The sequence below is a fragment of the Nesiotobacter zosterae genome, from assembly GCF_033843645.1.
GTDB lineage: Bacteria > Pseudomonadota > Alphaproteobacteria > Rhizobiales > Stappiaceae > Pseudovibrio > Pseudovibrio zosterae.
This window is the reverse complement of record NZ_JAWXVZ010000010.1, coordinates 125,072-139,569: the sequence shown is the minus strand read 5'-3', so window position 1 is coordinate 139,569 and position 14,498 is coordinate 125,072. Positions and strand designations below refer to the sequence as shown.

Annotated in this window: 13 protein-coding genes and 1 riboswitch; of the genes, 3 read left to right on the top strand and 10 right to left on the bottom strand. The window is 54.4% G+C overall.

The genetic code is table 11. The features are described 5' to 3' along the window. Positions 1–122: 122 nt before the first annotated feature. Entirely contained in the window at positions 123–1,718 is a 1,596-nt protein-coding gene (gene ggt, locus Q3Y58_RS15520; protein WP_319622857.1) for a gamma-glutamyltransferase, read from the top strand. Between the two features lie 74 nt (positions 1,719–1,792). Here the strand turns inward: ggt and Q3Y58_RS15515 are convergent, their stop codons facing one another. From Q3Y58_RS15515 to Q3Y58_RS15505, 3 genes are all read right to left on the bottom strand, one after another. Further along, positions 1,793–2,173, bottom strand: a complete 381-nt coding sequence (locus tag Q3Y58_RS15515) for a hypothetical protein (RefSeq protein ID WP_319622856.1) — start codon at positions 2,171–2,173, stop codon at positions 1,793–1,795. 191 nt (positions 2,174–2,364) lie between these two features. Beyond that, complete coding sequence (locus tag Q3Y58_RS15510) at positions 2,365–2,913, bottom strand: IMPACT family protein (protein WP_319622855.1); 549 nt, start codon at positions 2,911–2,913, stop codon at positions 2,365–2,367. Positions 2,914–2,930: 17 nt separating this feature from the next. After that, entirely contained in the window at positions 2,931–4,028 is a 1,098-nt protein-coding gene (locus Q3Y58_RS15505; protein WP_319622897.1) for a 2'-deoxycytidine 5'-triphosphate deaminase, read from the bottom strand. A 195-nt stretch (positions 4,029–4,223) separates the two neighbouring features. After that, positions 4,224–4,302: riboswitch (SAM riboswitch) on the top strand. 97 nt (positions 4,303–4,399) lie between these two features. On the opposite strand from Q3Y58_RS15505, the gene Q3Y58_RS15500 reads away from it, so the two are divergent. Both Q3Y58_RS15500 and Q3Y58_RS15495 read left to right on the top strand, forming a co-directional pair. Continuing rightward, on the top strand, positions 4,400–5,590 hold the full coding sequence (locus tag Q3Y58_RS15500; protein ID WP_274217556.1) for an O-succinylhomoserine sulfhydrylase: 1,191 nt from the start codon (positions 4,400–4,402) through the stop codon (positions 5,588–5,590). Positions 5,591–5,869: 279 nt separating this feature from the next. Next, a complete protein-coding gene (locus Q3Y58_RS15495) occupies positions 5,870–6,307 on the top strand; it encodes a glyoxalase superfamily protein (RefSeq protein WP_319622854.1) in 438 nt (145 codons plus the stop codon). Positions 6,308–6,365: 58 nt separating this feature from the next. Here the strand turns inward: Q3Y58_RS15495 and Q3Y58_RS15490 are convergent, their stop codons facing one another. The 7 genes from Q3Y58_RS15490 to gloB all read right to left on the bottom strand — a co-directional run bounded on the left by Q3Y58_RS15490 (position 6,366) and on the right by gloB (position 14,354). After that, positions 6,366–7,334 carry a glycosyltransferase family 4 protein gene (locus Q3Y58_RS15490; RefSeq protein WP_319622853.1) on the bottom strand — a complete coding sequence of 323 codons (969 nt, stop codon included), beginning with the start codon at positions 7,332–7,334 and terminating at the stop codon, positions 6,366–6,368. Then, positions 7,331–8,962 (bottom strand): capsular polysaccharide export protein, LipB/KpsS family, encoded by a 1,632-nt coding sequence (locus Q3Y58_RS15485; protein WP_319622852.1) that lies wholly within the window; start codon positions 8,960–8,962, stop codon positions 7,331–7,333. Before Q3Y58_RS15485 ends, Q3Y58_RS15490 begins: the two co-directional genes overlap by 4 nt. Before the next feature lie 15 nt (positions 8,963–8,977). Next, on the bottom strand, positions 8,978–9,790 hold the full coding sequence (locus Q3Y58_RS15480; RefSeq protein ID WP_319622851.1) for an FkbM family methyltransferase: 813 nt from the start codon (positions 9,788–9,790) through the stop codon (positions 8,978–8,980). 153 nt (positions 9,791–9,943) lie between these two features. Then, complete coding sequence (locus tag Q3Y58_RS15475; RefSeq protein ID WP_319622850.1) at positions 9,944–11,296, bottom strand: anti-phage deoxyguanosine triphosphatase; 1,353 nt, start codon at positions 11,294–11,296, stop codon at positions 9,944–9,946. Between the two features lie 143 nt (positions 11,297–11,439). Beyond that, a complete protein-coding gene (locus Q3Y58_RS15470) occupies positions 11,440–12,672 on the bottom strand; it encodes an argininosuccinate synthase (protein ID WP_274217550.1) in 1,233 nt (410 codons plus the stop codon). Positions 12,673–13,146: 474 nt separating this feature from the next. Then, entirely contained in the window at positions 13,147–13,581 is a 435-nt protein-coding gene (locus Q3Y58_RS15465) for a cupin domain-containing protein (RefSeq protein ID WP_319622849.1), read from the bottom strand. Beyond that, complete coding sequence (gene gloB, locus Q3Y58_RS15460) at positions 13,581–14,354, bottom strand: hydroxyacylglutathione hydrolase (protein WP_319622848.1); 774 nt, start codon at positions 14,352–14,354, stop codon at positions 13,581–13,583. The genes Q3Y58_RS15465 and gloB overlap by 1 nt, the downstream gene beginning before the upstream one ends. Positions 14,355–14,498 lie beyond the last annotated feature (144 nt).

Here is a 14,498-nt window from a genome sequence, read left to right as displayed (position 1 = left end):
ATCCTCATGGCTGATTTGTTTTGTGTTCTGATCTGGCTTAGCATCTCTACGTATTTTCGATTAGTGTTTGTTTTCGAAAAACACTGATGCCGAAAAATGCTCGGTATAGTGGGGGATAATTCATGTTCAGAGATTTTCAGGCACCCGGGCGTTCGCCGGTGTATGCGCCCAATGCCATGGCGGCCACGTCACATCCGTTGGCAACTCAAGCGGCCCTCGAAATTTTGAGAGACGGGGGAAACGCAGCAGATGCTGCCGTTGCGGCCATCGCCGTGCTTGCCGTTGTTGAGCCGCACATGACGGGCATTGGCGGTGACTGCTTCAGCCTGGTGGCGACGCCTGATGGCCGTCTGCATGGCATGAACGCCTCCGGTAGGGCCGCCCAAGACGTCTCTGCTCAGAAGCTGCGCGATGCAGGGGAAACAGAGATCGCCGCTGACTCCGTTCACTCCGTCACCGTACCTGGTGCCATTCGCGGCTGGGAAAAGTTGCTCAAAGACCATGGCCGTTTTGGCTTAGCCAAAGTGTTTGGCCGTGCCATCGAGTATGCCGACAAGGGCTTTGCGGTTGCGCCGCGCGTGGCAGCAGACTGGCAGCAAAAGGTAGATCTGTTGCGTAAGGATGCCGGATCGACGCGGTTCTACCTGAAAGACGGGAGAGCACCGCACACCGGTGAAGTGATGCGCCTGCCTGCGTTAGCAGAGACGTTGCGGGCAGTTGCGGAGAGCGGTTCCTCGGCTTTCTACGAGGGCGCAATTGCCGAGGATATGGTGACCACGTTGCGGGCAAAGGGAAGCTATCTCACCCTTGATGACTTTTCTGCGATGGAAGCTGATGATCTGACGCCGATCACAACGGACTATCGCGGTGTGACGGTAGCGGAGCTGCCGCCGAACGGGCAGGGCATCATTGCGCTTGTCATGCTGGAAATCCTGAAGCGCTTCGATCAGGAGGGGCTTGATCCGCTGGGTGGCGATCGGTTCCACTTGCAGATGGAAGCAGCCAAGCTGGCCTATGCCGGGAGAGACCGGTTTTTGGCCGATCCGGAATCCATGCGTTTTTCAGCGAGTGAGTTTCTCCAAGAGAACTACATTGACCGTCTTGCAGGCATGATCCGCATGGATGCTGCGCTGCCGCGGCAGACTGAACAGATCCTCTGCCCAAGTTCCGATACGGTTTATCTGAGTGTGGTCGATGCCGATGGCATGGCGGTGTCGCTTATCAACTCCCTCTACAATGGCTTCGGATCCGGCATTACTGCGCCAAATTCCGGTGTCTTGCTTCAAAACCGGGGCTCTTGTTTCTCACTGGAAGCGGGGCATGACAATGAGCTCTCGGGAGGCAAGCGGCCATTGCACACCATCATTCCGGCGATGGCGATGAGGGACGGCAAAGCGTTTCTTTCTTTCGGGGTGATGGGCGGCGGCTATCAACCTTGCGGTCATGCGCACGTCCTTTCAAACATGTTGGACTACGGCATGGACGTTCAAGCTGCCCTTGATTGCCCCCGGCTGTTTTTGAATGAGCGCAACCTCTCGCTGATTGCGGAAATGCATGTACCTGAGGCGACAATAGCCAGCCTGCACGCACGGGGGCACGAAGTGGAACGGACAACCGCCGCCATCGGGGGTGGACAGGCCATTTTGTTTGACCGTGTCAATGGCGGCCTTGTTGGCGGGTCTGACCCGCGTAAAGACGGCTGCGCGCTGGGCTATTGAGGCGGCGCAAAAGAAAATCCCCGAAGCGTGTCCCCGAGGCGTCCGACCGAAGTGTGCCAAGGGGATTTTCGGGTTCAAGCTGAGTGCGTGAGGATGCGGCCGCAGCCAAATCGTCGGGTCGATTTAAACGTTGCCTTATAGCTCATGCTTGAGGTCTGCGGATCGGCGCGCCGTTTCTCACGGGTTTGCGGATCCTTGTCTCTCACGGCAATCAGGTGCGCTACAAAGGGTGCGTTGCTGCGGTACGAGACAATCTGGCCAAGGTTGTCTTCCTGAGCTGTGGCGCCGTCAGATGGCGTGCCATCAACCGGGACAAGCGCACGGCCTGAGCGATGAGGACGATTTGGGACATGGGTTGCACGGTGTTGGTGTGCCGCGCGTAGGGTCGGGCCTCTGCGCACCGTGGCACGGTCCGCATGATACTCAGTACTGGCAGTCAGTCGGGTTACTCGCATACATCCTCCCCGCAGGCGCTGTCCCAATTTGGGGCAGGCCGTGGCCTTGCGGTGTATGCTTCGCAAGCCCTGTGCCAAGCGTTAATCTTTGCTTAACGATTTCACGGCGACCAACAGGGCGACAGTCCCGACTTGTTGCCCAAGACTGGTTTGGGGTGAATAAGCAGGCTCTGAGATCTTGAGGGCTGTGCTTAGAGCTGGGCGAGGGTCTCTTCTGGCCCCTCGATGAGCAGTGTGGCACCGTCCTCTGTGAAAGTGCGGTCCAAAACTCTCAAGGATAGCAGGGAGATACGGCGTTCAAGCTCAGAGGTGTCGGCAAAGGAAACGGAGACCTTCTTTGTCTTGATCGGGAACCATTGTTCCAATTCGGCACAGTTTATGGCCGCGTTTGCAGCGCCGGAATACGCCCGTGCCAAACCGCCTGTGCCCAGCTTTGTGCCGCCGAAATATCGCACTACGATAATGCCGCAGTTGATGAGCCTGGCGCCGATCATGGTCTTGAGCATAGGCATGCCGGATGTTCCGGCGGGCTCGCCATCATCCTTTGCCCCTTCATCAATACGCCCCTCATCCAGCATGCGCCGGAACGCGGTGACATGATGGTTGGCTTTGCGGTGTTGATCGCGCAGTTCGGAGAGGCGGGTTTCGAAGCGGTCATAGGGAACCAGAAAAGCGAGGAAGCGAGACTTCTTCTCTTCCAGCTCAGCCTGAAATTCCCGAGTGACCGTATAGAGCGGCATGCGTTTCCGTGAGTTGTCTAGTTCTGCTTCTGAGGCTTTTTAAAGTGCTTGGACAGCTTGAGGGCCTGGCCCTGGTAGTTGGAGCCAATCCCCTCGCCATAGAGGGTTTCAGGCCGTTCCTGCATGGTTTCGTAAACGAGACGTCCGACTGTCTGACCATGCTCCACGATAAAGGGCACTTCATGAGAGCGTACTTCGAGAACAGCACGGGAGCCGGAACCTCCGACTGTCGAGTGACCAAAGCCCGGATCAAAGAAGCCAGCGTAGTGCACGCGAAATTCACCCACCAGCGGATCAAAGGGTACCATTTCGGCGGCGTACATGGGCGGCACGTGAACGGCTTCCTGCGACACCAGAATGTAAAACTCGTTGGGGTCCAAGATTAGCGAGGCATCGCCGCGGTTATAAATCGGCTCCCAGAACTCCTCCGGGGTTTGCGCTTCTTTCTTGTCCACGTCGATGACGCCAGTATGGCGTTTGGCGCGGTATCCGATGAGGCTATCCTTGCCCGTGCCCTTCAAGTCGATTGAGAGCTGCACGCCGCCGCCGATCAGATCGTCTCCGCCCGACACCAGTGTGTGCTCTTCATGCACCTTGAGAAGCTCTTCATCTGAGATCAGGGCATCTCCATTTCTGAAGCGGATCTGTGAGAGGCGGGTGCCTTCACGCACGAGGACAGGGAAAGTGCGCGGGGAAATTTCTGCGTAAAGCGGGCCGGAGTAGCCTTCGCGGACACTGTCAAAGGCGCGGCCTTCATCGGCAATGACACGGGTGAACACATCAATGCGGCCCGTGGAGCTCTTTGGATTTGTGGTGGCGGACAGGCCCTCAGGCAGCTTCAGGGCTTCCTGAAGCTTTACGATGTAAACGCACCCGGTTTCCAGCACGGCGCCTTTGGTCAGATCAATTTCATGCAAAATGAGGTTTTGCAGCTTGTCTTCCACAAGGGCACCGGGACCCGGGAGGAAAGAGGCACGAACGCGCCACGCCTTGGCTCCCAGCCGGAGGTCCAGGCTCGCAGGCTGGATCTGGTCTTCATCTGGTTTGCGCGGCGCCGAAATGGCCCCGGTTGCAAACATGTTGGCGATTGTTTTCGCAGGAAGAATTCCACCCATACCGGTAGGTCCCATGATCTGATTTGCTGTCTGCTCAACTGCAGTAAAGCGCAGCTCGTGTTTTCTCAAGTGACTTCCGTGATTACAGGACAATGAGGCACAGGCCAAGGCTTCTGTGATCTGGTTTTGAGGATACTTCAAGAAAGCAGGGCCACAAATTTGTTTGACGCACCCTTGTCTTTGGCCTAATCAAAAGGCCTGTTTTGTGGTGATTTGGGCCGGCCGGCTTGCTGCCACGTAAAATAAGTTGCTAAAGGGCCGGGTTCTTGTAGCAAGACCCTGGCTATTTCGGCCGGGGTTTTTTGTTTTCAGAAACGGGCCACTCTATGAGCAGGGCAGTTCTCGAAAACCGATGATGGCAAGGACGCATAATGAGCACAGACAACAAAGACACTTGGAAGCCAGCCACCAAACTCGTGCATGGAGGGACCACGCGATCCAGTTTTGGTGAAACGTCTGAAGCCATGTATCTGACACAGGGCTTTGTGTATGGCAGTGCTGAAGCGGCAGAGGCTCGTTTTCTGGGCGAGGAGCCGGGCTACATCTATTCTCGCTATGCAAACCCCACCGTCTCCATGTTTGAAAAGCGCATGTGCGAGATCGAGGGCGCAGAGGCTGCGCGGGCGACCGCCTCCGGTATGGCAGCTGTGCATTCTGCCCTGATGGCTTCAGTGAGGGCGGGCGATCACGTGATTGCACCGAAGGCCCTGTTTGGGTCTTGCCGATACATCATCGAGCAGTTGCTGCCTCGTTTCGGGGTCGAATCGACCCTTATTGACGGGACTGATTTTGAGCAATGGAAGGCAGCTCTGCGCCCGAACACCAAAGTCGCCTTCATGGAAAGTCCAACCAACCCGACGTTGGATGTGATTGATATTCAGGCCGTTGCAGATCTCATGCACAACGCCGGTGCGCGTCTGATCGTCGACAATGTGTTTGCAACTGCCATTTGGCAATCGCCTCTGGCGCTGGGCGCTGATGTGGTGATATATTCCGCCACCAAGCACATCGATGGGCAGGGACGCTGCCTCGGGGGTGTGGTGCTTTCTGATGAGAAGTGGATCACCGAAGAATTCCATGATCCTTATAAGCACACTGGCCCGGCCATGAGCCCGTTCAATGCCTGGGTGCTGCTGAAGGGGCTTGAAACGCTGCCTCTTCGCGTTGAGCGCCAAACCTATACTGCAGGCAAGGTCGCCAATCTGCTGGCTGAGCATGACGCTGTTTCTCGCCTTGTCTATCCTGGCCGTGACGATCATCCTCAGGCGGAGATCGCCAAGAAGCAGATGCGGGGTGGTTCGACCATGTTGGCGTTTGATCTTGCTGGCGGCAAGGAAGCGGCTTTCAAGTTCTCCAACGCGCTGAACATCGTGCAGCTTTCCAACAACCTGGGCGATGCCAAGAGCCTGATCACACATCCGGCAACCACCACCCACCAGAGTGTGGCGGAAGAAGCGCGACTTGAGCTGGGTATTTCTGACAAGACCCTGCGTCTCTCCATAGGCATTGAAGACACGGATGATTTGCTGGCGGATGTAGAACAGGCATTGGCGCAGGTTTGATCCGTCCTACGCCAGGGAACTCAAGGGCGCTCAGGCGCCCTTCTTGTTCATGCGCAACAGGTTGGCGTGAAAGCACCAGTGCGGCGCTGTTGGTTGACAGGCTTGTCCGTTGTCCCTATCACGGTGGACAAGGTTGAGAGGCCTGCCGCTCACGAGCCAATGGGCTTATGGTGAAGCTCTCTGTCATCACGGCATAACAAGCAGATCCCTAGTTTTCAGCGGTCTGCGGTAATGTGGGCACCCGCAGAGTAATGCTGATGACAATGAAAGGATGCTTTCATGCCCGCAGCTCTGTCTGTTCCAACCTTGAGCACTGCCAAGAAACGAGCCCGTGAAGTGCGCGCTAACCTTGCACTGATTGGGAAGGTGATCACCCATTCCGAAGCCTTGGAGCACGTTGCAAAGGAGCTTGGTTTTCGCAACTGGAATGTGGCCGCCGCACGCCTTTCCAACAGACCACAACTTCATCTTTCCATTGGTGACCGTGTCTCGGGCCGGTATTTGAAGCAGCCCTTCGAAGGTACTGTGCTCTCAGTTCACCCGATTGGCCACGGGGATGCCTATCAGTTGACGCTGCAATTTGACGAGGCGGTTGATGTGGTCAGATTTGAGAGCTTTTCTGCCTACCGGCAAAGAGTCAACGCCACCGTGTCACCAGAGGGCGTGACGTGGGCCAAAACCAGTGATGGCGCTCCGCATCTGGTGCTCGATCTGTAAAAGCGAAAGGGGTTGGCAGGAAGCGCAAGCGACTACTTCTGTCAGCCCTGATTTGAAGCTATGTGGTTGAGTTTGCTAATTCTTTTGGCTCGCCAGCGGAGGCGATGCCGGAAACCGTGCGATAGATGTCAATATGGCGGGAGATGACCTCGTTCCAAGTGATCGCCTTGTTGGACATATGTGCGCCTTGGGTCAATCGATCGAAAATGCCGTTTTCGTTGTTCATCACTTTAAGCAGTGTTTCCCGATCTTGCTTAAAGTCCCCTGATAGGAACAGGCCGTTCTCGCCGTCGACAATCAAGTCTCTTGTTAGTCCAACAGGCGTGGTCAGGACTGGCGTCCCAGAGGCAATAGCTTCCGGAATGTTCGCTGGCCCTCCTTCATGCGCACTGAGCATGAGAAGGAAGTCAATCTCCTTGTAGACCTCCGGAAAAAGCTGGTAGGGCAGGAACTCATAACAACGGCAGCTAAAGCCAAAGCTCTCTAAAAGGGCGGCATCCTGACTTCGCCCTTCCCCAATCAGATAAAACTCTGCGCTGCCCGGTGGAAGGGTTTGAAAGATCTCTTCCAGAAGGACCTCTCCCTTGACGCGGCGGCCATAGCGCCGTGAGATGAAGCCGAGCTTGAGAGGTTCGCCAGTTTTGTATGTACGGAGAGGCTTTTTGCTGAAAAGCTTGGGATCGTAGCCATGGGGAACCACCACTGTGTGGTGCATTCCGTGTTGGGCTAGAAACTCCGCTTGACCCGTGTTCAGGCAGATTATGCGCTCTGCTTGACGGTACTTTGACTCGAAGCGGTCAAACGATACAAAGGGGTCGCTGTCCTCCAGGTCGTGATGGACTGTCACAACGCTGCGTGCAGGCAGGTGCTCTTCAAGCTGCGGTCTGTGAAAGTGATAGATGTCCGCTCCTGGAAGTGCCTTTTCTGAGATCGCAAGGTCAAACCGGCCGTCTCTGGCAAATCTCCTGAAAAGGTCCGCGAAAATCTTGCTGCCCAAGTCCCGGGTTATGACGAAGTTCACTTTCATGCCAACGCCTCTTCGAAGGTTGGGCGAATGCTGATTTCGCTGGCCTTGGATTTGATATGTGGGAGGCTTTGGGGCTCCTGGAGCATCGCCGAAATTCGATGTAAAGGACAGTTGTTGGCGAGGAACAGGTGATCCAATATCATGAATGAGAGATACGCCTCCAGACCTTCGTATTCCTCCAAGGAAAGCGTGCAGACGAGCTTGTTGTCTTCGACAATTTTCCGCAGTTCACCTGTGGAACTCAGATTATTGGTAAACCCACCTTGGTCGTAGAAGGCACCACCTATTACGTAAGGCTTGAAGCCTTCCAGAGCGGCCTCAATCGCGCCTTGCGAGCACAGCGTGAACACGCCGCTGCATTCTCTTAGAAGCTGCCGCAAGTTCGAGTTTTCCAAAAGCACAAGGCGTTCTTTTTGGTGAGCTGGCAGGCATTCTTGCCAGTCTTGGAGATACTTGAGCGTCACGTTGCCGAGATCACCGTACTTTGCCGTTTCCCAAGGATGCGCCTTGAATACGACAAGTGCATCTTCATCTGCCAGCAAGGCCTCAATCATTTTCTTGTAGGCAGGAATCGTGGACAAAACCGTGCCATCGCCCGAGATGATGGAGTAATCATTGATCACTTGTCCGAGTATCAGATGGACGTTTTGGTAGCCTTGTGTAAATGAAAGAGCCTGCTCTGGCGGCTGCGTAACATTCTTGTTCTTCATTGAGCGAAAGGCATTGTGGGCCTGAATGGCTCTGATGCGCTTTGCCTTACTGTCGAGATCTGAGTTCAGATCAGCCACGATGTGATTGGAATGTCGGCTGTTCGAAGAATTAGAGATTGGTGTGTATCTGTGCTCCAGATAAAAGTGATTTCCCGTGAGAAATGTTTCGGCTACATAACACCTGACTTGTGTTTTTCGCAGTATTTGCATGAGTGTCCTGCAGTATATTCGGGACCCTGAAAATATGACTGCGATATGTTGTTTGTCCAAGTCAGGTATTTTCTGCCAGAAATCGAACCAAAAAAGCGCGGCGGCATAGCAATTTAACAGAGTGGTGCGGTCATGTTCCCAAGCAATATCGAAAACAACTGCGCTGTCTTTCTCTATTTGTTGGCTTTGCCAGTGCTTGAGGTGAATGCGGGCACATAGCAGCTCCTCAAACACCAGTTCTCTGATCGGAGTGCTGTGCCGCTTTAAAGCCTTCAACTCGGCGGATGATTTGTTTTCAATATTCTTCAAGTATGAGGCTAGTGCTGAACTGTGTTCGTCATAATTGCCGTTGGCTTGCATCAACTGGAAGGCATAGGTGTCTGGCTTGATGCCCAGTGTTACTTGGGCTTTTGAAGCCTCGAGGTACTTGTGAAGAGAAGAGAAATTTCGCCGGTTTAGGTGGAAGTCTTCTGTGAGCAGTAGTTTGGTTCGCCGCGATGACAGGGGTGCATGAAGTTGGTGGTTTAATCGCTCGCTACTCCTCCCATACTCCCTAGCGAAATATTGATCAGTAGTGACAGTTGTAAACGGCACTTCAGCATTGCCGTCTGCAACTTTTTCTTCCAGGCGTTTGATGTTAAGTCGCATGGTGCGAAGTTCAATCAGACTTTTCAAATACCCGATGAAGCGCAAATAGAAAAACTTCAAAGCAAAGCTCCTGTCTTAAACCTTGACGTTTCTTCCTGCCAACTCGTTCAGAACAGATAGTTCTTTAAAGTACAGAGCTATTCTGCCTCTATAGGCGCGCGAAAACGCAAGTTCATTCCGAAGGAAAAACACGTTGTACTGACCTGGTGTTTCAACGTCCCGCGTTACAGGCGAAAACCCAGCCTGTTTGAGGAGCTCATAGTTCTGAAAAACTGTCTTTTGGCCGGACCAGATTTCGTAGTCTTCAACTTCAGCATAGATTGCTATTGTATTTTTGAGGGTTTCTGTCGCACCTCTGAGCACTTCAAAAAGGTGCCCCTCGACATCTATTCGCAAAACAGTCGGGCGCTTTAGTTCCGGTTGAGAGATGGCATCCAGAGTTACGCACTCGACATTGGTGGTGTCGTACAGCTCTCCGGGTTTACGCATCAAAGAATTGTTTTTGTACAGGTCGCTCTGGGTTTCTTTCTGTTTTTGCTTGAAAAACGGAATGACGCCAGAGCGGTCAGAGGCGGCTTTGTTGATGTATTGAAAGTTGGGTGGCGGTGGAGAGCGATCAAACTCCATTTCGAAATGTTCGAAGACTTCAGGATCGGCTTCAAGCGCCAAGGCAGTGCAGTTCTCAAGCTTTTTTGCCAGAGTAAGTGACGTGTCTGCCTCGTGGGCGCCGACCTCAACAAACAGTTCGGGTTTTGCGACCCGGGTAACGATATCCATGAACAAGCGTTCGTGGCACTCGTTTGATCTGCGCTTGTAGTGCATATCAGTTGTATTGTAGAGCAAATTGCACAGCAAAAACTGATTGGTGTACTCAAACGCCTGCCACATGAATGCCCCGAACTGATTTAGATACCAGTGATTGATAGGTAGTGGCGGGCAGTATGGTATCCGCGGTCTGTGTCGAACAAACCTCTCATTTTCGCACCGTGTTTGTCGCTGGTCTGAAGTCAAGGAGTCCAGCGCAATGGATCGGTGAGCGCGTTACTGGCGGTCGAAGATCGAGCCCATACGTGGGCTAAAGAGGCGGTCGTAGGTTTTCAGCAGGAAGTTATCTGTCATTCCAGCGATGTAGTCGCAGATGACACGCGGATCGTTATCGGCCTGCGTCCATTTTGCATAAGCATCTTCCGGTAAGAAAGATTTGGGGTCGGAGGCAAAGACCTCGAACACCGAGACCACCATTTTTTGGCCTTTGAACTCCAGATGCTGGACACGCGGTGTGAAGATCACGAAATCAGCGACGAGTTTCTGCAGAGCTGAAAGGAACTCGTTTGGTTGATCCTTCAGCTTCACGCGGTACTTCAGCAGCGGGTGCTCGAATGCATCCAGCTGCTTCAGTTCAATATTTGAAATGAAGTGATGAACGAGCAATGAGATGTACATCTTCCGCCGGGAGCCATCGCCAAACAGGCCTCCTACCATTTTTTCGAAGGCGTTGTTGCCAATCTTGTCGGAATAGCGTTCTGCTTGTTCGTCCAGAAACGCCGTGCAGGTGTCATCGCCAATGCGGTTGCGGAACTGATCTTCCGTAATCAGGCCCAGAGCAATCGCGTCTTCCAAGTCGTGAACGCCGTAGGCAATGTCATCGGCCACATCCATAATTGAGCAATCAAAGCTCTTGTGTTTCGCTTTGCCATGTTTTCCCGCGCGAGGTTGCACTTCAACGAACGCTTCTCGGTCGGTGATGCTGAAGGGTGCAAGCAGCCAATCAACCACATCTTGTTCCGTGTCCATGTATGCCTTTGGCGGAACACATGCCTTGTGGTCGATGAGTTGCACGGCTGTGGTGTTCGCGTGAAGGCGCGGTTTGACGTCGCTGTTGCTCGCAGCGCTGAATGAAACGGGGTACTTCAGCAGGCCAAGAGCAACGCGGCGGGTTAGGTCTGCGCCGTTTTCAGGCGAGAAGGCTTCCAGCTTGGAAAGAATGCGCAGGCTGTGCCCATTGCCCTCGAAGCCGCCATTTGCGCGCATGCAATAGTTCAGTGCCACTTCACCCCCATGCCCGAAAGGGGGATGGCCCAGATCATGGGCAAGGCCAAGCGTTTGAACCAGGTTTTCGGCGGGCAGCCATTCGGCTGCTGGGTGCTGTGTGCTGGAGAGAAGACCACGCAGCTGTTTGACGAGGCCGCCTGCAATCTGTGCCACCTCCATGGAGTGGGTGAGGCGGGTTCGGTAGAAGTCGCTATCCCCGAGATTGAGGATCTGCGTTTTTCCCTGGAGGCGCCGGAAGGAAGCTGAATGCACAATGCGGGAGTAGTCGATATCGAACGGATCCCGTGGATCGTCCACGCGCTTTTGCTTGCCGCTTTTTCTTTCTGTCCAGCTGCTGTTCATTCTGCCCTCGCGCTGCCTACGTGAACCAACGTGCCCTCTATGTGCAAGGGAAAGAAGCTGAAAGCAAGCGACGGAAAAAGTTAAACCCGCCTTCATTTCCGAAGGCGGGTTCATTTTGTTCCCCAGGACGGTGATTTGGTTTTTTACTGTCCTTTGTCCGCCAGCTGTTTGCGCTTGGCCAAAGTGCGAAGACGCAGAGCGTTGAGCCGGATGAAGCCTGCCGCATCCTTCTGATCGTAAGCGCCGTTGTCGTCTTCAAAAGTCACCAGCTCTTCAGAGTAGAGCGAGAGCGGAGAAGACCGGCCGACAACCATGACATTGCCCTTGTAGAGCTTAAGGGTCACCGTGCCGCTGACCATTTCCTGGCTCTTGTCGATCGCCGCCTGAAGCATCTCACGCTCTGGAGAGTACCAGAAGCCGTTGTAGATGAGCTTGGCATAGCGAGGCATCAGCTCGTCTTTAAGGTGTGCTGCGTCGCGGTCAAGAGTGATGGATTCCATCGCCCGGTGGGCCTTGATCAAAATGGTGCCGCCCGGCGTTTCATAGATGCCGCGGGACTTCATGCCGATGAACCGGTTTTCCACCAGGTCCAGACGTCCGATGCCGTTCTCGCGGCCAAAATCGTTAAGCTTGGCAAACAGAGTTGCCGGAGACATGTGGACGCCGTTGATGGAAACGGGGTCACCTTTCTCAAAGCCGATCTCAAGTGTTGTTGCATGGTCCGGCGCATCCATTGGATCGACGGTCCGCTGGTACACATAGTCCGGCGCTTCTTCTGCTGGATCTTCCAGAACCTTACCTTCTGAAGAAGAGTGCAGCATGTTTGCGTCAACGGAGAACGGCGCTTCGCCGCGCTTGTCTTTTGGCACCGGAATCTGATGTTTTTCCGCAAAGTCGATCAGATCGCTACGAGATTTAAGCGTCCAGTCGCGCCAAGGGGCAATCACCTTGATATCCGGGTTGAGGGCATAGCAGGCCAGCTCGAAGCGAACCTGATCGTTGCCCTTGCCTGTTGCGCCGTGGGCAACGGCGTCGGCACCGGTTTCCTCTGCAATCTCGATAAGGCGCTTGGAAATCAGCGGCCGTGCAATGGAGGTGCCGAGGAGGTACTCGCCCTCGTACAGAGCGTTGGCCCGGAACATTGGGAACACAAAATCCCGAATGAACTCTTCCCGGAGATCATCAACATGGATCTCTTTTACGCCCAGAAGCTCCGCCTTTCGTCGTGCTGGTGCAAGCTCTTCGCCCTGACCGAGGTCCGCGGTGAAAGTTACAACCTCGCAGCCGAATTCGGACTGGAGCCACTTGAGAATAATCGAGGTGTCGAGCCCGCCAGAATAGGCAAGCACAACCTTTTTGATGTCGCCTTGGGCCATGATTAATTCCAGTTAAAAGATACGCGCCGGGCGGCGTTTGTGCCGTCCAACGCGGCGCACAATACCCGGCCTACTCTTTAAAGCAAGAGGGGCAATGGGCACACTGACGACCCTTTAGCTGTCAAAGAGCTCCAATCAGGCCACTATAGCATAAGCAGCGTTTTCCTTGCGTGGAGAAGGGCTGTATTTTGGTCAAATTGTAATTCCATGAAAAGTATAGGTTTTTGATTTGGTAAGTATAGCTTTTTCTGAAAAAGGATAGGTTGGTGCAGGTGTTCGTGAGATATGCGCCAGTTGCATGTCTTAGCTATTGGTTGCGGCAAAAAAACATGAATAAAACTACCGCAACGGCCTAAATGTTTGGTCTTGTTTGTAGTTTTTATCGTCTCTTGGCTGACGGAATTTGCAGAAAAACACCGCAAATTCCGTTTCCAGGGGAAATGTCGCCCTGTTTTTTAGGGGGTCAAGGGCGACTCATTTGGCACCTGGCACCCACCCTTTGGGCGCAAGTTCAAACCCTTCAAACTGAAACCCTGGTGCGACGGTGCAGCCGACAAGGGTCCAGCTTCCGAGGGCGCGCGCTGATTGCCACGCCCCTGCCGGAACCACGCCTTGCGGGCGCTGCCCAGCGAAAAGATCCGTTCCCAGTTCAAGAACTGAAGGAGCCGCCTCACCATCACTGATGGACAAGGCGAGGGGATCGCCCGCATAAAAATGCCAGATCTCGCAGGCATCCACCTTATGCCAGTGAGAAACCTGCCCTTCCTTCAAGAGGTAATAGATGGCCGTACAGGCCCCGCGGGGCTGTGGGCTTCCGCCATCGCGAAAGGTCTCCACGTAGTAGCCACCTTCCGGATGGGGCTGCATGTTCAGCTCCCGAATGATGTCGTCAGCAGAAATGGGGCTCATCACGCCATATCCTTCCTCTGGCGAATTTCCGCAAAGACGTCGGAGAGCGGGGCCCCCTCCATGCCAAGATGCTTCTGGATGGCGGGGTTCGCAGCGCGCAGGAACGGATTTGTAGCCAGCTCAAGTTTGAGTGTTGTGGGTAGCGTTGCCTTGTCCTCGCGGCGTAAGGCTTCGATTTCTGCCACACGCTTGATCAGCTCTGTGTTTTCCGGATCTATGGTCAGGGCAAAGCGTGCGTTTGACAGGGTGTACTCATGCCCGCAAAACAAAACAGTTTCCTCAGGCAGCGTGTCAACGATATGGGTTAGAGAGGCCCACATCATTTGCGCATCGCCTTCAAACAGGCGGCCGCAGCCCAAAGCAAACAGGGTATCGCCAGTGTGTGCGAGACCTGCGTCTTCAAACCACCAGGTTATGTGGTCCAGTGTATGGCCGGGCGTGGCCAGCGCGCGAACTTTCAATGGGCCAGCCATAATGTGGTCGCCGTCTTCCACGCCAACCTCGATCTCCGAGAGTTTTTGCTGGGTGCGCGCCGGCCCGACCACGCGGGCGCCGGACTTTTCTTTCAGCTCGCCAAGACCACCGACGTGATCCCAGTGGTGGTGGGTGATGAGAATGTCGGTGAGGTTCCAGCCCTCGGCCTCAAGCACAGCGAGGTAAGGGGCAGCGTCCGGCACATCCAAAGCGATGGTCGTGCCGCTCTGCGGGTCGTGGACAATGACGCCGAAGTTATCTGAAAGGCAGGTAAATTGCCGATATTCGACCTGACTCATGACGGGGCTCCCGGTTTTAGGCAAGTTCGGAGGGGCGATCATCGGGGTAGGTCCATTGAAATTCAACCAGCAATTATGGGAAAGGCGGCGATAAGGTGTCGCGATGGCTGGCTGGCACCTTGATCCGGCATTGCGCAAACACTG

What these genes read in the sequence shown, in the direction of transcription:
- ggt (WP_319622857.1), top strand. Translation starts at nt 123, where the DNA reads ATGTTCAGAGATTTTCAGGCACCCGGGCGTTCGCCGGTGTATGCGCCC.
- Q3Y58_RS15515 (WP_319622856.1), bottom strand. Translation starts at nt 2,173, where the DNA reads ATGCGAGTAACCCGACTGACTGCCAGTACTGAGTATCATGCGGACCGT.
- Q3Y58_RS15510 (WP_319622855.1), bottom strand. Translation starts at nt 2,913, where the DNA reads ATGCCGCTCTATACGGTCACTCGGGAATTTCAGGCTGAGCTGGAAGAG.
- Q3Y58_RS15505 (WP_319622897.1), bottom strand. Translation starts at nt 4,028, where the DNA reads ATGGGTGGAATTCTTCCTGCGAAAACAATCGCCAACATGTTTGCAACC.
- Q3Y58_RS15500 (WP_274217556.1), top strand. Translation starts at nt 4,400, where the DNA reads ATGAGCACAGACAACAAAGACACTTGGAAGCCAGCCACCAAACTCGTG.
- Q3Y58_RS15495 (WP_319622854.1), top strand. Translation starts at nt 5,870, where the DNA reads ATGCCCGCAGCTCTGTCTGTTCCAACCTTGAGCACTGCCAAGAAACGA.
- Q3Y58_RS15490 (WP_319622853.1), bottom strand. Translation starts at nt 7,334, where the DNA reads ATGAAAGTGAACTTCGTCATAACCCGGGACTTGGGCAGCAAGATTTTC.
- Q3Y58_RS15480 (WP_319622851.1), bottom strand. Translation starts at nt 9,790, where the DNA reads ATGTGGCAGGCGTTTGAGTACACCAATCAGTTTTTGCTGTGCAATTTG.
- Q3Y58_RS15475 (WP_319622850.1), bottom strand. Translation starts at nt 11,296, where the DNA reads ATGAACAGCAGCTGGACAGAAAGAAAAAGCGGCAAGCAAAAGCGCGTG.
- Q3Y58_RS15470 (WP_274217550.1), bottom strand. Translation starts at nt 12,672, where the DNA reads ATGGCCCAAGGCGACATCAAAAAGGTTGTGCTTGCCTATTCTGGCGGG.
- Q3Y58_RS15465 (WP_319622849.1), bottom strand. Translation starts at nt 13,581, where the DNA reads ATGAGCCCCATTTCTGCTGACGACATCATTCGGGAGCTGAACATGCAG.
- gloB (WP_319622848.1), bottom strand. Translation starts at nt 14,354, where the DNA reads ATGAGTCAGGTCGAATATCGGCAATTTACCTGCCTTTCAGATAACTTC.